This window comes from Corynebacterium otitidis ATCC 51513 (assembly GCF_000296405.1).
In the GTDB taxonomy this organism is placed as follows: domain Bacteria; phylum Actinomycetota; class Actinomycetes; order Mycobacteriales; family Mycobacteriaceae; genus Corynebacterium; species Corynebacterium otitidis.
Genome location: NZ_JH815195.1, coordinates 295,792 through 318,420 on the forward strand (window position 1 = coordinate 295,792; position 22,629 = coordinate 318,420).

Sequence of the window (22,629 nt, forward strand, 5' to 3'; positions counted from 1 at the left end):
GAAAGGACCGCGATGAACCCGAGCCCCCGCAACCCGCTCGCCGAGATCTCCATTACGCCGCCGGAGTTCCGGCGCCAGCCGGAGGGCAAGATGCGCCCGATCAACTGGAACCGCGTCGAGGACGAGAAGGACCTCGAGGTGTGGAGTCGACTGACGTCGAACTTCTGGCTGCCGGAGAAGGTGCCGCTCGCCAACGACCTGCCCGATTGGAAGCGGCTCTCAGACATCGAGCGCCGCCAGACGATCCGGGTGTTCACCGGGCTCACGCTGCTCGACACGGTGCAGGCGACCGTGGGCGAGGTCTCCCAGATCGCCGACGGGATGACCGAGCACGAGCAGGCCGTCTACACCAACATCGCGTTCATGCAGTCGGTGCACGCCCGCTCGTACTCGTCGGTGTTCTCGACTCTGACATCCACCCCGGAGATCGACGAGGCCTACCGCTGGGCGGTGGACAACGACGAGCTCCAGGCGCGGGCGCGCGCGGTCATGGTGCACTACGTCGGCGACGACCCGCTCAAGCGCAAGGCCTCCGCGACGCTGTTGTCCTCGCTGCTGCTCTACGCCGGGTTCTACCTACCGCTGCACTTCGCGGCGCGCGGCCGGCTCACCAACACCGCCGACCTCGTGCGGCTCATCCTCCGCGACAAGGCCGTGCACGGCTACTACTCGGGCTACAAGTTCCAGCGCGGCCTCGAGCGCCACGAGGAGCGCCGCGGGGAGCTCGAGGACTTCGTCGGTAACCTCCTAGAGCGGCTCTACGAGCTCGAGATGGCCTACTCCGGCCCGCTCTACGAGCCGCTGGGCATGGCCGACGACGTCGCCGTCTTCGTGCGCTACAACGCGAACAAGGCGATGCAGAACCTCGGCCAGCCCGAGCCCTTCACGCCTAAGGAGACCGAGGTGCGCCCGGAGATCCTCACCGCGCTCGCGCCCGGCTCGGACGAGAACCACGACTTCTTCTCCGGCTCGGGCTCCTCGTACGTCATCGGCCGCGCGGAGGACACCGCCGACGAGGACTGGGACTTCTAGCTGGCAGTCCCCCGCGGCGCTAGGTCGTCGAGCACGGCGCGCGCCGCGCCCTTCGCGCTGCGCCCGACCCCCACGATCGTCGCGGACATGGCGCCGGTCCACTGCCCGTAACCCACGAAGTAGAGGCCCGGAATCTCGGTGGAGCGGGTGGGCTGCGCCTCGTCGGTCGCGGGGTGCGGCTCCAGGGTGAGGCCCTCTTCCTCGAGCCCCTCGAGATACCCGAGGCTCGGTCGGAAGCCGGTGCACAGGATCACCGCGTCGACCCGCTCCTCGGCGCCGCCGGGCCACACCGCCCCGGCCTGGGTGAGGCGCTTAGGCATCGGCACCCGCGCAACGAGACCGCGGTCGCGGGCCCGGCGGACCGGGCCGGTGGCGACGATGCTCCCGGGAATCGTCCCCACGTCCTCCCCGGCGAGCCACCGGCTAATGTGGGCGAACAGCTCGCGCCCGCCGATGCCATCGGGCATGAGCTCGGGCGGCTCCGTAGTCGCCCACCACACCTTCTCCGCCGCGTCCGTGAGGTCCGCGGCGATCTGCGCGCCGGAGTTACCCGCCCCGACAACCATGACGCGCTGGCCGGCGAACTCCTCCGGCGTGCGGTAGTCGACCGTGTGGCAGATCCGCCCAGCGAACTCGTCCGATCCCGGCAGCCGAGGAATATGCGGGTTGGTCCACGTGCCGGTCGCGCTCACCACCACCCGCGCGCCCCACTGGCCGCGCGGGGTATCGACGACGAAGCCCGGCCCGCCCCGGGTGACGGACAGCGCCGGGGTGGCGCGCACCACCGGGAGGTCGTAGCGATCCTCGTAGGAGGAGAAGTAGTCGACCACGTCGGCGGCCCTGGGGTTCCCACCGCCCGGGGGCTGAGACATGAGCATCCCGGGAAGCGAGCTCATGCCCGCCGGGGTGAAGATGCGAAGCGAGTCCCAGTAGTGCTGCCACGAGCCGCCGGGCCGCGACTCCGCGTCGAGCAGCACGAAGCTCGGCGGCTTCCCCGGCCGGCCGTCGCGCGCCCAGCGGCGCGCCGCGCGGCGCAAGTGATAGCCCACGGCCAGGCCGGCCTGGCCGGCACCGATGATGACAATATCGACGCTCTCCACGCCTCCACCGTAGAACCACGGCCGCGGGCCCACACCTAACCTGGGGTGCATGAAACTCACTGTGCAGCCCGGCGATATCACCACCACCAGGGCGGACGCGATCGTCAACGCGGCGAACTCGGGGCTGCTCGGCGGCGGGGGCGTCGACGGCGCGATCCACCGCGCCGGCGGCCCGGAGATCCTCGCCGAGTGCCGGCGCCTCCGCGAGACCGAGCTGCCCGACGGGCTGCCGCGCGGCCAGGCGGTGGCCACCACCGCCGGGAAGCTCCCGGCGCGCTGGGTCATCCACACCGTCGGGCCCGTCTTCGCCAAGGGCGAGGACCGCTCCGAAATCCTCGCGTCCTGCTACCGCGAGTCGCTGGAGCTCGCGGCCAGTCTCGGCGCGGCCTCAGTGGCGTTCCCGGCGATCTCCGCGGGGGTGTACGGCTGGCCCATCGACGACGCCGCGCGCATCGCGGTGGAGTCCTGCCGCGCCGCGGCGAAGGACGCCGGCTCTCCGGCGGGCAGCGTCGAGGAGGTCGTCTTCGTGCCCTTCGGGGACAACGCCGAGGCGGCGTTCCGCGCCCAGCTCGGCGAATAACTGTCCGGTACCCGCGGACCAATCGCCGCCGAGGCCGGCCGCGAGCGCCTAGTCGAGCGTGCGCCACACCTCGCGCCACCGATCGGCGAGCGAGTCGACCGTCTCGTGGGCGTTGAGGCCGCTCGGGTTGGGCAGCACCCACAGCGCCGAGCCCCCGGGCCACTCCTCGCCGCCGGCCTCGAGGCCTTCCGTGTCCTGCCTCCCGAGGCTCGCCTTGGGCCGGCGAAACGCCGTGCGGAAGGCCGTCACCCCGACCACGGCGACCGCAGCGGGATGGCGGCTCGCCGCCAGCCGCGCGAGCCGCGCCGCGCCGTCGCACTGCTCCTCGTTGGTGAGCTCGTCGGCGCGGGCGGTCGCGCGCGGCACGAGGTTGGTCATCCCGATGCCCAGGCCGAGGATCATGGCCTCGTCCTCGTCGCTTAAGCCCCGGGAGGCGTCGACCTCCCGCTCGGTGATGCCGGCCGCCGCGAGCGAGGGCCAGAACCGGTTGCCGGGCCTGGCGAACGGCGCGTTGACCGCCGCGGTCCACAGGCCTGGGTTGATGCCCACGATGAGCAGCCGGATCGGCTCGCCGGTCTCGGGCAGGAGGTCGTCGGCGGCGGGCCCGGGCCGGCCGGCGAAGCGCTCGAGGTCGGCCTTGGTGGGGCGCGCGCCGCGGAGCGGTGAGGGTCGCGCGGTACTCATACCCGCCCCAGGCTAGCCGCGTCGGCCGCGCGGCCCCGGCCGCTCGCGCGGGGACGCGCGGCGGCCTATCCTCCGGGCCAGATTATTATTCGCCGGATCCGGGGAGGGGTTGATGGCGGTGGGGCGCGGCGCGGAACCGGCTACGGGCACCAGGCGCATCGCGCGGCGGCTGGGCCGCGGGGCGGCGGCCGCCGCAGGCGGGCTGCTCGCCGGCTGCGGGCTGGTGGCCGGGTGGCTCGCCGCGTCGCCCTATCTCCCGCGCGTGCCGTACCTCGGGGTGGGAACGCTCGTCACCCCGCAGTACGCGGGCCCGCTGACCGTCGGCGCCGCGGGGCTCGCGGGGGCAGCCGGGCTCGTGACACTCGCCGGGGCGCGGCGGCTGGGGCTCGCCGCCGGGGCGCTCCTCGTCGCCTCGACGGTGGGCTTCGCGACGCTTTTCGGCCAGCAGGTCGCCGCCGCGCGGGACCTCGGCGTCGACGTCGACCCGCTCGCGGCGCTTCGCCCCGCGGGCCTCGACGAGGGCGCCGCGCCGGACGAGACGGTCGTCTACGACTCGGGCCCCGACGGGGAGCTGCTCATGGACGTCTACCTCCCCGAGCACCGGCCGGCGGCGGGCGCGCCGGTGCTGCTCTATATCCACGGCGGCGGCTGGGACTCGATGGACCGCTCCTCCCAGGCGCGCAACATGCGCTGGGCCGCCGAGCAGGGCTTCGTGGCGCTCGCGCCGGACTACACGCTCGCCACGCACGAGCGCCCGACGTGGCGGCTCGCCGCCGGTCAGGTCTCCTGCGCGCTGTCCTGGGTCACAGAGCACGCCGCCGAGCTCGGCGGGAACCCGGGCCGGCTCTTTACCTACGGCGAGTCCGCGGGCGGGGCGCTGGCCATGGCCGCGAGCTACGACGCCGCCTCCGGGCGCACGCGGCCCGACTGCGGCGGCGAGCCCGCCGTGCCCCGCGCGGTCTACGCCGACTCCCCCGCGATCGACCCGCGCGCCATCGCCACCAACCCCGACCCGGCCGCCGGGCCCGGCTCCCGCGAGACCGTCGAGAAGTACCTCGGCGGCCCGCCCGAGGAGCACCCCGACCGCGCGAACGCCGTGACGGTCGCGAACCTCGTCGACGACAACTCCCAGCCGACGTTCCTCGCGCGCAGCGACGCCGACCGGCTCGTCCCTCCCGAGAGCTACCCCGCCTTCCGCGAGGCGATGGCCGCTCACGGCCGCGAGCTCACCGAGATCGTGCGGCCGCGCGCGGACCACGCCTCGGCGCTGAGCTTCCACGGGGTGTGGAACCAGGTGCTGCGCGAGACGATGCTTCGATTCTTCGCCGATCACGGCGCCTTCGGGCCCGGCGCGGGCCCGGAGGGCTAGCCGGGGGCCCGGCCGGCGGCGCGCGCTGCTGCTATAAAGGCCACAAGAGTTCAACCGATTGGAAAGGTAAGTTCGTGGCCTACAAGATCAGCGTCATCATCGGCAGCCTGCGGCGCGGCTCCTACGCCCGGAAGATCGCGCACAACGTCCTCGGCCTCTTCCCCGAGGGCTTCGAGCCGGAGATCGTCGAGATCCGCGACCTGCCGCTCTACGACTTCGACTACGACGACCCCGAGGTCACCGACAAGGAGACCCCGGCGGAGTACACCGCCTTCCGGGAAAAGCTCAAGGCCTCCGACGGGGTGTTCTTCGTCACCGCGGAGAACAACCGCACCATCCCCGCCTGCCTGAAGAACGCCATCGACATCGGCTCGAAGCCGAACAGCGACGTCGCGTGGAAGGACCTGCCCGTGGGCATCATCAGCCACTCGGTGGGCCGCATGGGCGGCTACAGCTCGCAGAAGAACCTCAGGCTCGCGCTGTCGTACTTCGGCGTGACGAGCCCCGGCCAGCCCGAGGTGTTCCTCGGCCAGTCGCCGACGCTGCTCGACGAGGACGGCCGCTTCAACAACGAGAAGACCCGCGACTTCGTCGCGGACTACGTCTCGCGCTTCGCGGACGTCGTCAAGGAGCACACCCCGCGCAAGTAGGCTCCGCCGACCAGCAAAGAATCCACCCCGCCTCCCCTGCGGCGGGCGCCGCCGCGGCGTTCCGGCCGCACCCCGAGGGAGGCGGGGTGGTGTGTTCTCGAGCCCCGTGCGCCAGGCCCTGCCGGGCCCGGGGCGGCGGTGATTTCTTAGACGGCGTTGTAGCCGCCGTCGAGGAGGTAGTAGCCGCCGGTGCTAAACGACGCCTCATCGCTGAGCAGGAACGAGGTGAACGCGGCGACCTCATCGGCGGTCGCGAGGCGGCCGAGCGGGTGCTTCGCGATGAGCCCCTCGCGGTAGTTGTCGTCGAGGTCCTTAAGCAGCGGGGTGTCGACGTAGCCCGGGGCGAGCGCGTTGACGCGGATGCCCTCCTTGCCGTACTCGGCGGCGGCGTTCTTCGTCAGGCCCACCACCCCGTGCTTGGCGGTGGCGTAGGCCGCCGCGCCCGGCACCGCGGTCTGCCCGTGGATCGAGGACATCGTCACGATCGACGCCCGCGACGGGTCCTCCTGCGTGGCCATCTGCTTGAGCTGGTAGTGCAGCCCGTAGGCCACGGCGTTGAGGTTGAGGTCGATGACCTTGTCCCAGTTGTCGAGGTCGGTCTCCCCGACGCGGGCCGGCTTCGGGGTGATGCCGGCGTTGTTCACCGCGTGGTGGAGGGCCCCGAAGCGCTCGACGGTCTCGGCGACGGCGGCCTCATTGTCCTCCTTGGAGGTCGCGTCGAGCTTCAGGGCGATGGCCTCGCCGCCGGCGTCCTCGATCTCCTTGGCAACCTTCGTCGCGGCGTCGAGGTCGATGTCGGTGACGACGACCGTCGAGCCGTCGGCGGCGAGCCGCCGGGCGATCGCCGCGCCGATCCCCGAGCCCGCGCCCGTAACCAGCGAGACCTCTCCGTTGAACCTGCTCTTCTCGGCCATGATGCTGACCCCTCCCTAGCGAGTGTTCTTAGGTGTTGCTCTCGCCAGTCAGTCTAGGGATCCTTAAGCCCTCCGGGCCGGGCGCCGCTCGCGCGGGAAGGAAGCGCACGACAAAAGGCCCCGCCCCGGTTACCCCCGGGACGGGGCCTCAATCGGGAGATCTCTGTCTCCCCGCTGTGGGCGAAGGGGGACTTGAACCCCCACGTCCGTAAAGGACACTGGCACCTGAAGCCAGCGCGTCTGCCATTCCGCCACTCGCCCTCGGACGGCCCAACGAAGTAAGCCTGCCGGCTCGGTCTGTCTCGACCGTGGGGCACACCTTAGGACCACCCGCCCCAAAGCGCAAACCACCAGGTGCGCGGGGAACCCGCCGGTCAGGCTCGGTGCGGGCCGCGGCCGCGGGCCCCGCGGCGCGCGCCGGCGATATCAAAACGCCCCGCCGGACCCTATAATGTGTGGAACATGTGCCTACCAGCGGGTTGACCTGGGCGCGCCGCCGGCGCGCGGCGGGCCCCGCGACAGACCGAGCCGAACGCCGACGAAGGAAGACGAGTAAAGGAGGGCGTCGATGTCGATCTTGGGCAAGTTCGCGCGGTTCGACAGCGCCCTCCAGCGGGGGCTGGATAACGGCTTCGCCCGCGTCTTCGGCGGCCGGCTCGTACCCGCGGAGATCGAGGAGCTCCTCAAGCAGGAGCTCGAGGACAACCTCGTCCTCGACGAGGGCGTCGAGTACGGACCCAACGTCTTCCAGGTCGGCGTCTCGGCGAAGGACCTCGACGGCCTCGAGGAGGAGTCGCCGCGCCTGCCCGAGGAGCTCGCCGGCCGGCTGGGGCGCTTCGCGCGCAACAACGTCTGGACCCTCGACGGGCCCCCGGTGGTCATCATCGCCGAGGAGACGGGCATGCACACCGGGCAGCTGCGGGCCTCCTCGTGGAGCGACCCCGACCCGGAGGACGTCAGCGGCTTCCAGACCATCGACACCGACGACAACGACGGCCCCGAGGGGGACGACGACGTGCCAAGCGGGGACCGCGGCGACTACCGTGGCCCCGTCGAGCCCGGCACGGGCAGCGAGACGACAGACGGGAGCAGCCCCATGGCAGACGAGTCCGGCACGACGGACGGCCCCGCCCCCTCCCGCGGGGGCTGGGGCAGCGACGAGCAGGCCGCGCAGGCCGCCACGGAGCTCATGGCCGCACGCCAGGGCCCCGCGGCCGAGCGGGGCGACTCCCCCGCCGGCGACGCGGACAAGAACGCCGCCCAGGGCCCGACGGTGAGCCTGCTGCTCCAGGACGGCTCCTCGCGCAGCTACCTCGTCCGCGAGGGCTCCAACATCATCGGCCGCGCCAACGGCACCGACTTCCGCCTCCCCGACACGGGTGTGTCCCGCCAGCACGCGGAGATCACCTGGGACGGTAAGGACGCCGTGCTCGTCGACCTGAAGTCCACGAACGGCACGACCGTCAACGAGATGCCCATCGACAACTGGCTCCTCGCCGACGGCGACGTCATCACCATGGGGCACTCGCACATCGAAGTCCGCATCATCTGGCCCAACCAGCAGTAGACCCGGGAGGCACACATGGATTCACTCGTGGTCACGGGCTTCCGCATCGGGCTGCTCGTCTTGCTGTGGCTGTTCGTGTTCCTCGCGGTGCGCGCCATGCGCCGGGACTCGACGAAGGCCGTCGGCTCGAGCGGCCGGTCCCGCTCCGGGCGTCCCTCGAGGAAGCAGCCGCGCGCCGCCGCGCAGCGGCGCGGCGAGCCCGCCACGCGCATCACCATCGTCGAGGGGCCGCTCGCCGGCTCCCACATGGACATCTCCACGATCGACGAGCTCGTCCTGGGTCGCAGCGAGGACTGCGACTTCGTGCTCGGCGACGACTACGCCTCCTCCAGGCACGCGCGCGTCTTCCGCCGCGGCAACCACTGGTTCGTCGAGGACCTCGACTCGCGCAACGGCACCCACCTCTCGGGCGCGCGCATCGACCAGCCCGAGCGGGTCGACGTCGGCCAGGACATCCGGGTGGGGCGCACGACGGTGAGGTTGGCCTCGTGACGCTCGAACTTCGCTTCTCCGCCTACTCGGACCGCGGGCTGGTGCGCTCGAACAACGAGGACTCGGCCTACGCCGGCCCGCACCTCCTCGCGCTCGCCGACGGGATGGGCGGCCACGCCGCGGGCGAGGTCGCCTCGCAGATCCTCATCACCCACCTCGAGCACCTCGACCGCGACGTCACCGAGCTCGTCGAGGAGGCCGCCAATAAGGCCGGCCGCGACGCCGCGGCCGCGGCGCGCACCGGCGACGAGCAGCCCGGCGAGTCGATGCTCGCGCTCATGGCTGGCGCCGCCGAGGCCGCGAACCGGGCGCTTGCCGAGACCATCGAGGAGCGCCCCGAGACCGAGGGCATGGGCACCACGCTCACCGCCTTAATGTTCGACGGCACCCGGCTGGGGCTCTGCCACGTCGGCGACTCGCGCGGCTACCGGCTGCGCGACGGGGAGCTTACCCAGATCACCATCGACGACACCTACGTCCAGTCGCTCGTGGCCTCCGGGCAGCTCGACCCGGAGGAGGTCTCCACCCACCCGCAGCGCTCGCTCATCCTCAAGGCCTACACGGGCCGGCCCGTCGAGCCGACCCTTCAGGTGCTCGACGCGCGCCCCGGGGACCGCTACCTGCTGTGCTCGGACGGGCTCTCCGACCCGGTCACCCCGGACACCATCCGGGAGGCGCTCGGCGAGGGCAGCCCGCAGCACGCCGCGCAGCGGCTCGTGGAGCTCGCGCTGCGCTCGGGCGGCCCGGACAACGTCACCGTCGTCGTCGGGGAGGTCGCCGAGCAGGGCGCGACTGAGCCCTCTCCCCAGCCGGGCGAGGGCCGGCCGCTCAAGGTCGGCGCGCTCGTCGACTCCGACCAGGAGCCGGCCCGCCCCGACACGGCGGCGAGTAGGGCGGCCGCGCTGCGGCGCATGCCGAAGACCATCGCCGCGAGCGGGGAGGTCCGCGACCACCCGCGCAGCAACCGCGTCGCCACCGACGACGACGGCGACAGCGAGGACGACGAGGAGCCTCACCCGCGCCGCAAGGTGACCTGGGCGATCATCGTCGCGCTCCTCGTGCTCATCGCCGTCCTCGGCGGCGGCTGGGCGGCCTTGAGCTACGCGCAGGGCAACTACTTCATCAGCGCGAACGCCGAGGGCGAGCTGCAGATCGAGCGCGGCATCGACTCCTCGCTCTTCGGCCGCGACCTCCACGAGCCCTACCAGAAGGCGTGCCTGACCAAGGACGGCTCGCTGCGGATCACGGGCGCCGAGTCGAGCGGCGAGGCCTCCTGCCCGACGTTCACGCTCGACGACCTGCCCGACTCGGCGAGGCGCTCGGTTAGCGGGCTGCCGGGCGGGAGCTACGAGGAGGTCACCGGCCAGCTGCGCCGGCTCGCCGACCAGGCGCTGCCGCCGTGCGTGGCCACCGAGTCCGGGGAATCCCCCTCGGGCTCCGGGTCGCCGGCTGAAGACGACCCGACCGAGTCCGAGAAGCCCCGGCCGAGCAGCGGGGCCGACTGCCGGGAGGTGAACTAGATGCAGGTGCTCAAGACTCTGGTCTCGAGGCGCATCGAGATCGGCCTGCTCATCGCCGCGGCGATCGTCGTCACGGTCATGCTCGCCGCGCTCGAGGTGTCCTCGGGCGAGGCCGTCATCAGCGAGCTCGCCGGGCTGCTGGCCGGGTTCGTGGGGCTCTTCGCGCTCGCGCACGTCGCGCTGTGCTTCATCGCGCCGCACGCCGACCAGATCATGCTGCCGGTCACCGCGCTGCTCAACGGGATCGGGCTGGTCATGGTCTACCGCATCGACCTCGCCAACGGCTCGACGCTCGCCTCTAGGCAGGTGCTGTGGAGCTTCGTCGGCGTCGTGCTCTTCACCCTCGTGCTCACGCTGGTGCGCGACCACCGGCCGCTGGCGCGCTACTCCTACCTGTTCGGGCTCGTCGGGCTCGTGCTGCTCGCGCTGCCGCTCGTGTGGCCAGCGGCGATCAACGCGGACGCCCGCATCTGGATCACCATCGGGCCGTTCAGCCTCCAGCCGGGCGAGTTCTCGAAGATCCTCCTGTTGCTGTTCTTCGCGCAGCTGCTCGTCAACAAGCGCGCGCTGTTCACCGTGGCGGGCTACCGGATCTTCGGCATCGACTTCCCGCGGCTTCGGGACCTCGCGCCGGTGCTCTTCGTCTGGGCCGTCGCGATCGCGATCATGGGGGTCTCCAACGACTTCGGGCCGGCGCTGCTGCTCTTCGTCACGGTTTTGGGGATGATCTACCTCGCGACGTCTCGGGCCTCGTGGCTCATCATCGGCGTCGCGCTCGTCGCGATCGGCGGGGCGGGGATCTACTTCATCTCCGACAAGATCCAGGACCGCTTCTCGAACTTCATCGACCCGCTGGCGAACTTCGACAGCACGGGCTACCAGCTCTCCCAGGGGCTCTTCGGGCTGTCCTGGGGCGGGTTCACCGGCACCGGGCTGGGCGAGGGCTACCCCGAGCTCATCCCCGTCGTCGAGTCGGACTTCATCCTCGCGGCCGTCGGCGAGGAGCTCGGGCTCTTCGGACTCACCGTGATCATCCTGCTCTTCGCGGTGCTCGTCACCCGGGGGCTGCGCGCCGCGGTGCAGGTCTCCGACGGCTACGGCAAGCTCGTCGCCTCGGGCCTGTCGCTCACGCTCATCATCCAGGTGTTCGTCGTCGTCGGCGGGATCAGCGCCCTGCTGCCCATGACCGGCCTGACGACGCCGTTCATGTCGGCAGGCGGCTCCTCGCTCATGGCGAACTACATCCTGCTCGCGATCCTCATGCGGATCTCCGACTCGGCGCAGCGCCCTCAGCCCAGCGCCGAGGAGCAGGCCGAGCGCGCCCAGCGCCAGGACGCCCAGCCGGCCGCCGGCGAGCGCCACGACAGCCCCTCGACGGGCTACATCCCCCGCGTCCCCGATTCCTCGAGCTCGGAGTAGGTGATCCCCGGTGAACAAGGCGATCTCGCACACGGCGACGTTCTCCTTCGTCCTCGTCCTCGCGCTCATCCTGCAGCTCACGATCGTGCAGGGCTTCTCCCAGGAGAAGTACGCCCTCAACGCGGCGAACCAGCGCAACTTCCTCGAGGTGAAGTCCACCCCGCGCGGGCAGATCATCGCCGGCGGCGCGACGCTCGCGTCGTCGTACCAGGACGCCGACGAGCTCTACCAGCGCGAGTACGGCGACCAGGCCGTGGAGTTCAGCCCGGTGACGGGCTACGTCTCCGACGTGTACGGCACCTCCCAGCTCGAGGAGACCTACAACGGGGTGCTCAACGGCACGGACTTCTACGCCCGGCAGCTGCTCGATCACCTCACGCGCGACAACCCGGCGGGCAACAACGTCGAGCTCACCCTCGACCCCAACGTCCAGCAGGTCGCCTACGACCAGCTCGCGAGCAACGGCTACGAGGGCTCGATCGTCGCGATTCGGCCCTCGACCGGCGAGGTCGTGGCGATGGCCTCGACGCCGTCCTATGACCCGAACCTGCTCGCCAACGGCGACACCGCCGAGCAGGCGTGGGAGGAGCTCAACGCCGACCCGTCGAACCCGCTGCTCAACCACGCGGCGCAGGAGACCCTCCCGCCGGGCTCGATCTTCAAGATCATCACCGCCGCCGCGGGGCTTAAGGGCGACTACACGGTCGATAGCCAGCTCACCGGCGCCCCGCAGATCACGCTGCCCAACACGGAGACCGAGCTGACGAACTACAACGGCAACGCGTGCACCGACGGCTCGGACGTGAGCCTCGAGACGGCGTTCAAGCTCTCGTGCAACACCGCGTTCGTGCAGCTCGGCCTCGCGGTCGGCGAGGACGAGTTCCGATCCACCGCCGAGGACTTCGGCGTGGGCGAGAACTACGACTTAGGCCTTCCGACCTCCTCGGGCGAGCTCGGCGAGCTGCCCGACCAGGCGGCGGTCGGCCAGTCGGCGATCGGGCAGCGCGACGTGACGATGTCGGCGCTGCAGGCCGCGGTCATGGCCGCGACCGTCGCGAACAACGGGCACCGCATGGAGCCCCACGTCGTCAGCCGGATCACCGGCCCGGACCTCAACGAGATCGACGCGATCGAGCCGAAGGAGCTCAACGCCCCGGTCGATGAGGATATCGCCGGCCAGCTGCGCGGGCTCATGATCGAGTCGGAGAAGAACACCACCGGCTACAACGGGGAGGACATCGCCTCGAAGACGGGCACCGCGGAGCACGGCGCCGAGGGCGAGGCGCCCCACACGTGGTACGTGGGCTTCGGCCCCACGGAGGACGCCGACATCGCCGTCGCCGTCGTCGTCAAGGACGGCGGCGGGCAGGGCCAATCCGCCACGGGCGGGAAGGTCGCCTCGCCGCTGGGCCGCGCCGTCATCCAGGCGGCGCTCGGCTAGCGGCCGGGCACGGTAGAACGGGAAACGACGAGTGAGGAGTTGAGAAGGAGGCGACGTGGCTAGCGACGACACCGAGATCATGGCCGGGCCGGGCCGCGACCCCGAGCGCGAGCGCCTGCAGCTCCTCCTCGGCGAGGACTACCGGCTGCAGTGGGTCATCGGCCACGGCGGCATGTCCACCGTGTGGCTCGCCGACGACGTCGCGCGCGACCGGGAGGTCGCCGTCAAGGCGCTGCGCCCGGAGTTCTCCAACGCGCCGGAATTCCTCGAGCGATTCCGCAACGAGGCGAAGGCCGCGACCGCCATCGACTCCGACCACGTGGTTGCGACCTACGACTACCGGGAGGTCACCGACCAGGCGGGCACGACGCACTGCTTCATCATCATGGAGTACGTGCGCGGCGAGACGCTCGCCGACCTGATCGCCCGGGAGGGCTCCCTCGACGAGGAGCTCAGCCTCGACCTTCTCGAGCAGGCCGCCCACGGGCTCTCGGTCATCCACCGGCTCGGCATGATCCACCGGGACATCAAGCCCGGCAACCTTCTCGTCACCCAGTCCGGGCAGGTGAAAATCACCGACTTCGGGATCGCCAAGGCCGCCGAGGCCGTGCCGCTCACCCGCACGGGCATGGTCGTGGGCACCGCGCAGTACATCTCCCCGGAGCAGGCCCAGGGCCTCTCCGTGGGCCCGCCGACCGACGTCTACTCCCTCGGCGTCGTCGGCTACGAGGTGCTCGGCGGGCGCCGCCCGTTCAGCGGCGACTCGTCGGTCTCCGTGGTACTCTCCCACATCAACGACGAGCCGCCGGCGCTGCCCACCTCGATCAGCGCGCAGGCCCGCGAGCTCGTCTCCATCGCGCTGCGCAAGGACCCGGCCACCCGCTTCGCCTCGGGCGACGAGTTCGCCCTGGCGATCAAGGAGGTCAGGGCCGGGAACCGCCCGCCGCAGCCCGCGTCCGCGGCACTGCAGGGCGAGGCCGAGGAGCCCACCCCGTCGGCCACGACCGAGCTGCTCGGCCAGGCCGCCCGCCCGACGACCATCCTCCCGGAGGCCACCCGCGTGGCCCGCGCGCAGGAAACGCGCGCGGCCGCCGCCGGGGCGCGGCGCGGCGGAGCCCCGGGCGCCAAGCCCTCGGCCAAGAAGAAAGCGAAGAAGTCCGGCCGCGGCGCGGGCATCGCGGCGGCCGTCGCCGCCGCGGCGCTCGTCGCGGCCGGGGCATGGGCGTGGTCCGCGGGCGTCTTCGATTCAACCGGGGGCGAGGAGCCCTCGGAGACGATCGTCACGACGACGCTGCCCGGCGAGACGGAGACCACCACCGTGCGCGAGACCGCCCCGCAGCAGCCGAGCCGGCAGCAGGAGCCGGCGCCGCAGCAGCCCAGCCAGCAGCCCGCGCCGCAGCAGCCGCAGCCCAGCCCGACCGCCCCGATTCAGCCGCCGCCCACCCAGCCCGGCGACGACGAGGACGACGGCGGCGACGAGCAGACGCAGGGCAGCCACCAGCCCACCCAGCCGACGGCGCCGGCGCCGACCGAGGGCTCCTCCCCGGCGCCCACGAGTGCGCCTTCCGGCCTGGACGGCGATAGGATGCACGATTATCTTGACTCCGAGCGCGGCCTGGGCGGCCTCTACGGGGCGCTTCCTAGGGAGAGAAGGTAAGTGAACACAATCGCAGACCGCTACGAGATTGGCGAGGTGATCGGCACCGGCGGCATGTCCGACGTCTACGAGGCCGAGGACCTGCTGCTCGGGCGCACGGTTGCGCTCAAGATGCTCAAGGTGGACCTCGCGCGAGACGTGAACTTCCGCGAGCGCTTCCGCCGGGAGGCGCAGAACTCCGGGCGCCTCAACCACCCCGCCATCGTCGCCGTCTACGACACCGGCGAAGACCAGCGCGAGGGCGTCAGCGTGCCCTTTATCGTCATGGAGCGGGTGTTCGGCCACACGCTGCGCGACATCGTGCGCGACAACGGCCCGTTCCCCCCGGCCGAGGCCGCCGAGACGCTCCTGCCGGTCTGCCAGGCGCTCCAGGCCTCCCACGACGCGGGCATCGTCCACCGCGACATCAAGCCCGCGAACATCATGATCACCAACACCGGCGCGGTGAAGGTGATGGACTTCGGCATCGCCCGGGCGCTCGACGACCACACCTCGGCGATGACGCAGACGGCCGCGGTGATCGGCACGGCGCAGTACCTCTCCCCCGAGCAGGCGCGCGGCAAGACCGCGGACGCCCGCTCGGACGTCTACTCGCTGGGCTGCGTGCTCTACGAGGCGCTCACCGGGCACCCGCCGTTCGAGGGCGAGACGCCGTTCGCGGTGGCCTACCAGCACGTGCAGGAGGAGCCGGAGGCGCCCTCCCACTTCATCCCGAACCTCACGCCCACCGTCGCGGTCAACGTCGACTCGGTGGTGCTCACCGCGATGGCGAAGCATCCGGCCGACCGCTACCAGTCTGCCGAAGAGCTCGGCGAGGACCTCGAGCTGTTGGCCCGGGGCGCGGTCACCCACGCGGCGCGCAGCCACGTCGCCGTCGCCGGGGAGGGCGCGGCCGAGTCGACGACGACGCTCGAGCCGGTCGAGGAGCCCGCCCCGCCGAAACCGGGCGCGCGCCACCGGCCCAAGCAGGAGAAGAAGAAGCGCTCCCGCTGGCCGGTGTGGCTCGCGGTCATCCTCGCGGTCATCGCGCTCGCGGGCGTGGGCGTGGTGGGCTACCGCGCGTGGCAGGCCGCCAGCGACGCGGCCCGGGAGCAGGAGACCGTCGCGGTGCCCGACCTCGTGGGCCTCGACCGCTCGGAGGCGGTGCACAAGCTGCGCGAGGCGGGCTTCCAGGACGAGATCGAGGAGCGCCCCGACCCTGAGGTGCCCGAGGACCAGGTGCTCGCCACGAACCCGGAGGCCGGCTCGCAGCTGCAGCGCGGCACGACGGTGACGCTCGTCATCTCCTCCGGCAAGGAGCAGACCGAGGTGCCGGACTTGAGCGGCCTGACGATCCAGGAGGCGCAGGAGGCGCTCGCCGAGGCGGGCCTCGAGCTCGGCGAGCCGGTGCGCGACGAGCCGTCCGCGGACGTGCCCGAGGGGCAGATCATCGAGCAGAACCCCACCGCCGGCATCGAGCTGCCCAAGGGCTCGGAGGTGCGCGTCACCCGATCGGCAGGGCCGGACACCACCCGCATCCCGGACGTCACGGGCCTGCAGCTCCACGAGGCGGAGGCGACGCTCACGAGCCTCGGCTTCGAGGTCGCCGTCGACCGGGTCGACTCGACCCGCCCCGAGGGGGAGGTGCTCGCGCTGTCCCAGCCGGGCGAGGAGGTCATCAGCGGCTCGACGATCACGGTGCGGGTCTCCAACGGCAACCTCATGGTCATGCCGGACCTCTCCGGGCTCACGAAGCAGGAGGCCGTCGACGCGCTGAAGCGCGAGGGCTGGCGCGGCGAGTCCGGCGACATCGAGGAGCGCGAGCCGCGCCCGACGAGCAGCAGCAGCGCCGACCGGACGATCGCCTCGGCCTCCCCGGCCGCCGGCGACGAGGTCGACAAGTCGGTGCACGTGGAGATCACGCTCTACGAGAAGCGCTCGACGTCGACGTCGTCCTCGCGCTCCAACGCGGACGGGCACACGGCGCTGCGCGAGGCGCTGCAGCGCTGACTCGCCGGCGCCCGGGGCGGGGCCGGGTTGCTAGACTGGGGCCCCGTTCGGTAAGGACACTTCCCTTAAGACAACCCACGACGACCTGAGGTACGACGAAGCATGCCGAAGTCAAAGATCACGAACTCGGGCGACCTGCCGCAGGCCCCGGGGACGGACTCGTCCGCCCAGCGCGCCCCGGTGCGGATCAACATCGGCGGCACGCCGCTGTGGTACAAGATCCTCATGTTCGCGCTCCTCGGGCTGGGGCTCGCGTGGCTCGTGCTCTCCTACCTGCTCGGGGACACGGTGCCCCTCTTCGTCGAGCTCGGCCCGTGGAACTACGCCATCGGCTTCGGGACGATGGTCGTGGGCCTGCTCATGACGATCGGCTGGAAATAGCCGCCGGGTCTCAAGAAGGCCCCCTGACGATCGCCGGCCGCCGCCGCGCGGAACTTTTCTCCCCGCCGCGGCGGCCGACGCGTATCCGCAGCACCCCGCACGTTTCTCCGGCACCCGGCGGGCGGCCGGGGACCGCGCGGCTAGCCCCGTTTGAGGTCAACCAAGCTTAAGAACATTGAGGCTACGTTTAACTCGGTGTTAGCCTTCGCTCATGCTTGCCAACACCAATGCCGGGGGGCGCGCCGCCTCCCTCGCCCGCCTGTTCGCAGTCCTCGCCGCGCTGGCGGCGCTCGTTAGCGTCCTGGTCGCCTGCTCGAACTCCGAGGAGGAATCCACCGAGGGCGAGGCCACCACCTCCGAAAACGCCGGCGACGAGCCGCGCGTCGTGGCGCTCGACTGGCGCTACGAGGAAATCCTCGTCGACCTCGGCATCGAGCCGGTCGGCATCGCCGAGATCGGCGACTCCAAGCTCCCGCCGACCCTCGAGGGCAAGATCTCCGAGGATGTCGAGTCCGTCGGCCAGGCGAAGCAGCCGAACCTCGAGGTCATCGAGTCGCTCGAGCCGGACCTCATCCTCGCGAGCCCGACCCGGCACGCCGATATCCTCGACACGCTCGAGGGGATCGCCGACACCGAGGCCTACGACGACTCCACCTTCGAGGCCGTCCTCGACTCCGTCGACGAGATCGCCGCGAAGGTCGGCAAGGAGGACGAGGCTAAGGAGATCCGCGAGCGGATCGAGTCGAAGATCGAGCAGGCCTCCCAGGTCGTCGAGCCGGGCACCCGCGCCGCGGTCATCGGCTGGACCGACAACACCCTTTATACCTGGGTGCGCGAGTCCTTCCCGGGCTCCCTGCTCGAGGCCGTGGGCTACGAGTACGGCTACGACGGCGAGAAGTCCAACATCGAGTCGAAGACCGACGTCGCGGAGCTCACCGGCGACAAGCTGCCGGACATGAACCTCGACATCATGTACCTCTACAACGACCAGGAGGGCTTCCGCTCCTCCCCGTGGGCCGACGTCGTGGACAACGTCGTCGACGTGGACCAGGACGTGTGGTCCCGCGCCCGTGGCACCCTGTCGGCGGAGGCCATGCTCGACCAGATCATCGAAGAAAACTCCTAAATGACCGTCTCCCGAAAGTGGGGGATCGCCCTCGTCATCGGGGTCTCGGTCGCGGTAGTCGCCGCCACGTTCGCGTGGCGGCTGCTGCGCGTCGAGGGCCCGGAGAGCGCCCCCTGGCTCGAGGGGGAGGTCTTCGCAGTCACCCGCGACCGCCTCATCGCCGCGACCGTCATCGGCGCCGGCCTGGGCATCGCGGGTCTCCTGCTGCGTACCGCGACCTCCAACCCCCTCGCGGACCCGAGTATCACCGGCGTGAACTCCGGCGCCTCGCTCGGCGCGGTGCTCGGCACGACCCTGCTCGGCGGCGCCACCGGCGCGGCGATCCTGCCCGGCTCGCTCATCGGCGCGAGCATCGCCATCGCCATCACCGTGGGCATCGGGCTGCGCGGCCACGTCGCGGACCCCTCCGGGGCGATCATCGTGCAGCGCATGGTGCTCCTCGGCATGGCGGTCTCCGCGCTGTTTAGCGCCCTGACCTCGATCGTGCTCGTCCTCGACGAGGCACAGCTCGCCACCGTGCTCTCGTGGCTCTCCGGGCGGCTCGGCGGGGTGGGCCTCGACGACCTTATCCCCGCGATCGTCGCGCTTCTCGTCGTCGCCCCGCTCGTCATCGCGGGCGCGCGCGGCCTCGACACGCTCGCCGCGGGCGACCTCGTGGCGAGCTCCGTGGGCGCGGACCCGCGCCGGCTGCGCATCGGCGCGGTGAGCGCCGCGGTCGTGCTCGTTGCCAGCGGCGTCGCCGCCGCCGGGCCCATCGGCTTCCTCGGGCTCATGGCCGCGGTGGTCGTGCACCGGGTGTGCGGGCCGCGCCACCGCATCGGCATCGTCGTCGCGGCCGCGGTCGGGGCCGCGGTCCTCATCGTGTCCGACTCGATCGCCCAGGCGCTCTGGGCCCCCGCGGAGACCCCCGTCGGCATCGTCACCGCGCTCGCGGGCTTCCCGCTGTTGCTCTGGGGCATCCGAAACCTCACGCCGAAGAGGCCCACGGCCGCCGCGGCGGCGCCGGGAGGTGAGCGCCCGTGACTCCGAAGAACGCCGCCGCGGGCCGTGCCCGCTTCGTCGCCGTGTTCGTTGGACTTCTCATCGGCCTGGCGGCCGCCGCGGTGCTCGGCATGGCGATCGGCGCGGTGACCATGTCGCCGGCCGAGGTGCTCTCCGGGCTCGTCGACGGCGACTCGCTCATCTGGCGCTACCGCGCCCCGCGGATCCTCGTCGGCGTCGTCGCCGGGGCGTCCATGGCGGTGGCCGGCGCGCTGCTGCAGTCGGCGCTGCGCAACCCGCTCGCCGCGCCCGACACCGTCGGCATCACCGCCGGCGGCGGGCTCGCCGCCGTGGCCGCACTGCTCGGGGTGGGCACGGTCCCCGCCTCGCAGCTCACCGCGGTCGCGCTCGTCGGCGCCCTCATCGGCGCGGTGGTGGTGTTCCTGCTCGCCGGCCGCGGCATCGCCGACCCGGTGCGCCTCACGCTCACCGGCGTGACGGTCTCTGTGGTGTTCTCCGCGCTCACGCAGCTCCTGCTCGTACGCGCCGCCCCCGAGGCCGGCGCGGCGATGACGTGGCTGCGCGGCTCGCTCTACGCCCGCACCGTCGCCGACGCGGAGATCGTCGCGCCGTTCGTCGCGCTCGGCGTCGTCGCCGTCATCGTCGTCGCCCACCACCTCGACATGCTCGGCCTCGACGACTCCTCGATGCGCGGGGTCGGCGTGAGCCCCCTGGCGTGGCGCGTCATCGCCGTCGGGCTCGCCGTGACGCTCGGCGCCGCGGCCGTCGCCGCCGCCGGGGTGCTCGGCTTCGCCGGGCTCATCGTGCCCCACGCGGCGCGCATGCTCGTCGGCTCGACGATGCTGCGCCAGGTGCCCGTCGCCGCGGTCGGCGGCGCGGCGCTCGTCGTCGTGTGCGACGCGATCGGGCGCTGGGCCTTCGCCCCCACCGAGATCCCCGTCGGCGCGCTCATCGCCGTGGTCGGGGCGCCCTACTTCATCTACCTGCTCCTCAAGATGACGAAAGTGAAGGACTAAATAGCCATGACGACCGGCCTGTCCTGCCGGGGGCTTTGCGTCGGATACGGCGGCCCCGAGATTCTCCACGACGTGGACCTCGACATCGAGCCGGGGAAGGTCACCGCGCTCATCGGCCCCAACGGCTGCGGCAAGTCGACGCTCCTTCGCGCGCTCGGCCGCCAGCAGAAGCCCACCTCCGGGGAGATCACCCTCGACGGGGAGCCGGCCTCGGCGCTCTCGGCGCGGGCTTTTGCCCGACAGCTGTCCTTTTTGCCGCAGGACCCCGCCGCGCCCGACGGCGTCACCGTGCGGGAGGTCATCGGCTATGGCCGCTACCCCTACACCGGCGCGTTCGCCGCGCTGCGCCGCGCCGACCACGAGGCGGTCGCCACCGCCGCCGAGCAGGCGGGCATCTCCCACCTGCTCGACGAGCCGGCCCGCGCGCTCTCCGGCGGGCAGCGCCAGCGCGTGTTCATCGCCATGACGCTTGCCCAAGACACCCCGATCGTTTTGCTCGACGAGCCGACGACCTACCTCGACCCGGCGCACCAGCTCGCGATCCTCGACCTCGTCGCGACCCTCAACGAGGCGGGCAAGACGATCGTCATGGTCGTCCACGACATGGCCCACGCCGCGCGCTTCGCCGACCGGGTCGTCGCGATGGTCGACGGCGCCATCGTCGCCGACGGCGAGTCCGAGGAGATCATGACCGCCGCGCTCATCAGCCGGGTCTTCAACGTCGAGTGCCTCACCGTCACCGACCCGAAGACCGGCCGGGAGCTGCCCGTGCCCTACCACAACCTCGCCCTCGTGCGAGACCGCGTCGCGTAGGAGATCCTTTAAAGACACGACGGGGCAAGCCACCGTAGATAAAGCGGCGCGGCGCGCCGCTGGGGACGAAAGGATCAGCTGACATGCCCGACACCCCCGGCGCGGCCAGCACCGTGGCCGACCGGATCTTCGACGCGCTGCTCAAGGAGAGGATCCTCGCCACCCCGGCGCGCGGGCTGCGCGCCCGGCTGCGGGCGGACCCCGCGGGCACGCTCGCCGCCCTCGCGGAGGCGGGGGCGCTCGACTGCGAGGCCCCCAACCTTAAGCGGGCGCTCGCGGAGATCGAGGACGGCGTCGTGGGGCTCGAGCGGGCGCGCCGCGGGATCGCCGAGCGCTGGGCGGCGGAGCGCGCCGCCCACGACCCGGAAAGCGCCACCGCGTTTAGCGACCTCGTCGAGGCCGCGCGGCGCCGCTGCCCGGCGGGCGACCGGGGACCGTCGGCGCTGCTCGCGCGCCTCGAGCAGATCGTCTGCGAGGGCCACGGCGCGCACCCGGCGGCGAAGACGTGCCTGGGCCTCGGCGACGCGTGGCGCGACGTGCTGCCCGAGCAGGTCGAGCGCGTCGAGCTGCGCTTCGTGGCGCTCGATCCGGGGCTCGTCGAGGAGACGGGCGCGGGCGTGCTCGGCGCGCTGAGCGACGTCCTGCCCGAGACGGCCGCGAAGCTTCGCCGGGAGCTCGCGGAGCGCGGCATTCCCGGCTTCGCGGTCGTCGCGGCGCACCCGTGGCAGCTCGAGCACGTGCTGCGCGACGAGTTCGCGGCCGAGATCGCCGCCGGTTCCCTTGTTGTTCTCTCCACCGCCGCCACCGCGGAGCCGCTCATGAGCGTGCGCACGATGCGCGTCGCCGACGGCTCGGGCGCGGCGCACGTGAAGCTCGCGCTCGAGGCGCAGCTCACCGGCGCGGTGCGGGGCTTTTCCGCGGGCGCGGCGGCCGGCCCGCTGCTCTCCGCGGAGGCGGCCGACGTCCTCGCCGTGGACGCGGGGCTCTCGCCGCGCACGAGCCTCGACGAGCCGGCCTTCGACGTCGCGCGGGACCTCGGGGCGACGAGGTTTTCCGCCTCGTCCGGGCGGCGGGCGCGCTGCCTGGGCTCGCTCGTGCGGCGCGACCCGCTCGCCGACGCCCGGGACGGCGACGTCGCGCTTCCCGTCGCGGCGCTCACCGCCGCGAACCCGCTCACCGGCCGCCCGGTGCTCGCCGATCTTCTTTACGAGCTGCGCCACCGCGGCCGGCTCGGCGAGTCGGCCGAGCCGTGGTTCCGGGCGCTCGCCGACGTGCTCGTCGCCCCCGCACTGGGGCTTCTCGCGAGATGGGGCATCGCGCTCGAGCCGCACCCGCAAAACGTCGTGCTCGTGCTGAGAGACGGGGTACCCGCCCGCGCCGTGGTGCGCGACTTCGGCGGCGCCCGCCTCGTGCCGGGCTCCCGGGCCGCGCGCCGGCCCGGCGCCGCAGCGCGCCTCGCACCCATCGCCGGCACCGCGCTCGAGGCCACGGGGCTTTCCGCCGCGATCGACAAGGTCACCTACCCGCTGCTCGTCAACTTGGTCGACTCGCTGGCCCGGGTGCTAGGGCGGGACCGCCGGCCGGCCGAGGCGTGGGCGCCGGTCGCGCTCGCCGCGGGCGACGAGCTGCGCCGCCTCGCGATCTGGGAGCGCGCCGTCGACGGATGTCCCGGGCCGGCGGCCGCAACGCTTAATCGGGTGTTCGCCCCGGAGCTGCCGCGCAAGCGGCTGCTCGCGATGCGGCTGTCCGGCGCGGTCACCGAGCAGGCGTACGCACCGTGGGCCAGCCCGCTGCACGAGGCGGCCCGCCGGCTCGCCTCCGACGCCGAGGCCGAGCGCCGCGACGCCGACGCCGGTGCCCGCGAGACGGTCGCGCGG

Annotated in this window: 20 protein-coding genes and 1 tRNA gene; 17 read left to right on the plus strand and 4 right to left on the minus strand. The window is 72.2% G+C overall.

What is annotated here, in order from left to right:
- Positions 1-12: 12 nt before the first annotated feature.
- Complete coding sequence (nrdF, locus tag HMPREF9719_RS08765) at positions 13-1,032, plus strand: class 1b ribonucleoside-diphosphate reductase subunit beta (protein WP_004601637.1); 1,020 nt, start codon at positions 13-15, stop codon at positions 1,030-1,032.
- On the opposite strand, the gene HMPREF9719_RS08770 is transcribed toward nrdF, so the two are convergent.
- Positions 1,029-2,132 carry an NAD(P)-binding domain-containing protein gene (locus HMPREF9719_RS08770; RefSeq protein ID WP_004601638.1) on the minus strand — a complete coding sequence of 368 codons (1,104 nt, stop codon included), beginning with the start codon at positions 2,130-2,132 and terminating at the stop codon, positions 1,029-1,031. The two genes, nrdF and HMPREF9719_RS08770, sit on opposite strands and share 4 nt — an antisense overlap.
- Before the next feature lie 49 nt (positions 2,133-2,181).
- On the opposite strand from HMPREF9719_RS08770, the gene HMPREF9719_RS09555 reads away from it, so the two are divergent.
- Positions 2,182-2,712 carry an O-acetyl-ADP-ribose deacetylase gene (locus HMPREF9719_RS09555; protein WP_004601639.1) on the plus strand — a complete coding sequence of 177 codons (531 nt, stop codon included), beginning with the start codon at positions 2,182-2,184 and terminating at the stop codon, positions 2,710-2,712.
- Positions 2,713-2,760: 48 nt separating this feature from the next.
- Here HMPREF9719_RS09555 and HMPREF9719_RS08780 read toward each other — a convergent pair whose 3' ends face one another.
- Entirely contained in the window at positions 2,761-3,396 is a 636-nt protein-coding gene (locus tag HMPREF9719_RS08780) for a mismatch-specific DNA-glycosylase (RefSeq protein WP_004601640.1), read from the minus strand.
- A 112-nt stretch (positions 3,397-3,508) separates the two neighbouring features.
- Here HMPREF9719_RS08780 and HMPREF9719_RS08785 point away from each other — a divergent pair, with 112 nt between their 5' ends.
- Together HMPREF9719_RS08785 and HMPREF9719_RS08790 are read left to right on the plus strand one after the other, a co-directional pair.
- Positions 3,509-4,765: an alpha/beta hydrolase gene (locus HMPREF9719_RS08785; protein WP_004601641.1), complete on the plus strand. Its 1,257-nt coding sequence runs from the start codon at positions 3,509-3,511 to the stop codon at positions 4,763-4,765.
- A 74-nt stretch (positions 4,766-4,839) separates the two neighbouring features.
- A complete protein-coding gene (locus HMPREF9719_RS08790) occupies positions 4,840-5,415 on the plus strand; it encodes an NADPH-dependent FMN reductase (RefSeq protein WP_004601642.1) in 576 nt (191 codons plus the stop codon).
- A 146-nt stretch (positions 5,416-5,561) separates the two neighbouring features.
- On the opposite strand, the gene HMPREF9719_RS08795 is transcribed toward HMPREF9719_RS08790, so the two are convergent.
- On the minus strand, positions 5,562-6,329 hold the full coding sequence (locus tag HMPREF9719_RS08795; protein ID WP_004601643.1) for an SDR family NAD(P)-dependent oxidoreductase: 768 nt from the start codon (positions 6,327-6,329) through the stop codon (positions 5,562-5,564).
- Between the two features lie 177 nt (positions 6,330-6,506).
- Positions 6,507-6,590 (minus strand) — tRNA-Leu (locus HMPREF9719_RS08800).
- 307 nt (positions 6,591-6,897) lie between these two features.
- Here HMPREF9719_RS08800 and HMPREF9719_RS08805 point away from each other — a divergent pair.
- From HMPREF9719_RS08805 to HMPREF9719_RS08865, 13 genes are all read left to right on the plus strand, one after another.
- Complete coding sequence (locus tag HMPREF9719_RS08805; RefSeq protein WP_004601644.1) at positions 6,898-7,896, plus strand: DUF3662 and FHA domain-containing protein; 999 nt, start codon at positions 6,898-6,900, stop codon at positions 7,894-7,896.
- Between the two features lie 15 nt (positions 7,897-7,911).
- Positions 7,912-8,388: an FHA domain-containing protein FhaB/FipA gene (locus HMPREF9719_RS08810; protein ID WP_004601645.1), complete on the plus strand. Its 477-nt coding sequence runs from the start codon at positions 7,912-7,914 to the stop codon at positions 8,386-8,388.
- On the plus strand, positions 8,385-9,908 hold the full coding sequence (locus tag HMPREF9719_RS08815) for a PP2C family protein-serine/threonine phosphatase (RefSeq protein WP_004601646.1): 1,524 nt from the start codon (positions 8,385-8,387) through the stop codon (positions 9,906-9,908). The genes HMPREF9719_RS08810 and HMPREF9719_RS08815 overlap by 4 nt, the downstream gene beginning before the upstream one ends.
- A complete protein-coding gene (locus tag HMPREF9719_RS08820; protein WP_004601647.1) occupies positions 9,909-11,327 on the plus strand; it encodes an FtsW/RodA/SpoVE family cell cycle protein in 1,419 nt (472 codons plus the stop codon).
- A 10-nt stretch (positions 11,328-11,337) separates the two neighbouring features.
- Positions 11,338-12,768: a peptidoglycan D,D-transpeptidase FtsI family protein gene (locus HMPREF9719_RS08825; protein WP_004601648.1), complete on the plus strand. Its 1,431-nt coding sequence runs from the start codon at positions 11,338-11,340 to the stop codon at positions 12,766-12,768.
- A 79-nt stretch (positions 12,769-12,847) separates the two neighbouring features.
- The gene (locus HMPREF9719_RS08830; protein WP_174269543.1) at positions 12,848-14,425 is read left to right on the plus strand and encodes a serine/threonine-protein kinase; all 1,578 of its coding nucleotides are present in this window, start codon (positions 12,848-12,850) and stop codon (positions 14,423-14,425) included.
- Positions 14,426-16,414, plus strand: coding sequence for a Stk1 family PASTA domain-containing Ser/Thr kinase (gene pknB / locus HMPREF9719_RS08835; RefSeq protein WP_004601650.1), 1,989 nt, complete (start codon positions 14,426-14,428; stop codon positions 16,412-16,414).
- Positions 16,415-16,516: 102 nt separating this feature from the next.
- Positions 16,517-16,795 carry a cell division protein CrgA gene (gene crgA, locus HMPREF9719_RS08840; RefSeq protein ID WP_004601651.1) on the plus strand — a complete coding sequence of 93 codons (279 nt, stop codon included), beginning with the start codon at positions 16,517-16,519 and terminating at the stop codon, positions 16,793-16,795.
- A gap of 211 nt (positions 16,796-17,006) precedes the next feature.
- On the plus strand, positions 17,007-17,921 hold the full coding sequence (locus HMPREF9719_RS08845; RefSeq protein WP_004601652.1) for an ABC transporter substrate-binding protein: 915 nt from the start codon (positions 17,007-17,009) through the stop codon (positions 17,919-17,921).
- Positions 17,922-18,944: a FecCD family ABC transporter permease gene (locus HMPREF9719_RS08850; RefSeq protein ID WP_004601653.1), complete on the plus strand. Its 1,023-nt coding sequence runs from the start codon at positions 17,922-17,924 to the stop codon at positions 18,942-18,944.
- The gene (locus HMPREF9719_RS08855; protein ID WP_004601654.1) at positions 18,941-19,939 is read left to right on the plus strand and encodes a FecCD family ABC transporter permease; all 999 of its coding nucleotides are present in this window, start codon (positions 18,941-18,943) and stop codon (positions 19,937-19,939) included. The genes HMPREF9719_RS08850 and HMPREF9719_RS08855 overlap by 4 nt, the downstream gene beginning before the upstream one ends.
- A gap of 6 nt (positions 19,940-19,945) precedes the next feature.
- Complete coding sequence (locus HMPREF9719_RS08860; RefSeq protein ID WP_004601655.1) at positions 19,946-20,752, plus strand: ABC transporter ATP-binding protein; 807 nt, start codon at positions 19,946-19,948, stop codon at positions 20,750-20,752.
- Positions 20,753-20,835: 83 nt separating this feature from the next.
- A partial coding sequence (locus tag HMPREF9719_RS08865; RefSeq protein WP_004601656.1) for an IucA/IucC family protein occupies positions 20,836-22,629 on the plus strand: 1,794 nt, incomplete at its 3' end.

Coding starts and splice junctions, on each gene's coding strand:
- nrdF (WP_004601637.1), top strand. CDS start 13: ATGAACCCGAGCCCCCGCAACCCGCTCGCCGAGATCTCCATTACGCCG.
- HMPREF9719_RS09555 (WP_004601639.1), top strand. CDS start 2,182: ATGAAACTCACTGTGCAGCCCGGCGATATCACCACCACCAGGGCGGAC.
- HMPREF9719_RS08780 (WP_004601640.1), bottom strand. CDS start 3,396: ATGAGTACCGCGCGACCCTCACCGCTCCGCGGCGCGCGCCCCACCAAG.
- HMPREF9719_RS08785 (WP_004601641.1), top strand. CDS start 3,509: ATGGCGGTGGGGCGCGGCGCGGAACCGGCTACGGGCACCAGGCGCATC.
- HMPREF9719_RS08795 (WP_004601643.1), bottom strand. CDS start 6,329: ATGGCCGAGAAGAGCAGGTTCAACGGAGAGGTCTCGCTGGTTACGGGC.
- HMPREF9719_RS08805 (WP_004601644.1), top strand. CDS start 6,898: ATGTCGATCTTGGGCAAGTTCGCGCGGTTCGACAGCGCCCTCCAGCGG.
- HMPREF9719_RS08810 (WP_004601645.1), top strand. CDS start 7,912: ATGGATTCACTCGTGGTCACGGGCTTCCGCATCGGGCTGCTCGTCTTG.
- HMPREF9719_RS08820 (WP_004601647.1), top strand. CDS start 9,909: ATGCAGGTGCTCAAGACTCTGGTCTCGAGGCGCATCGAGATCGGCCTG.
- HMPREF9719_RS08830 (WP_174269543.1), top strand. CDS start 12,848: ATGGCCGGGCCGGGCCGCGACCCCGAGCGCGAGCGCCTGCAGCTCCTC.
- crgA (WP_004601651.1), top strand. CDS start 16,517: ATGCCGAAGTCAAAGATCACGAACTCGGGCGACCTGCCGCAGGCCCCG.
- HMPREF9719_RS08845 (WP_004601652.1), top strand. CDS start 17,007: ATGCTTGCCAACACCAATGCCGGGGGGCGCGCCGCCTCCCTCGCCCGC.
- HMPREF9719_RS08850 (WP_004601653.1), top strand. CDS start 17,922: ATGACCGTCTCCCGAAAGTGGGGGATCGCCCTCGTCATCGGGGTCTCG.
- HMPREF9719_RS08860 (WP_004601655.1), top strand. CDS start 19,946: ATGACGACCGGCCTGTCCTGCCGGGGGCTTTGCGTCGGATACGGCGGC.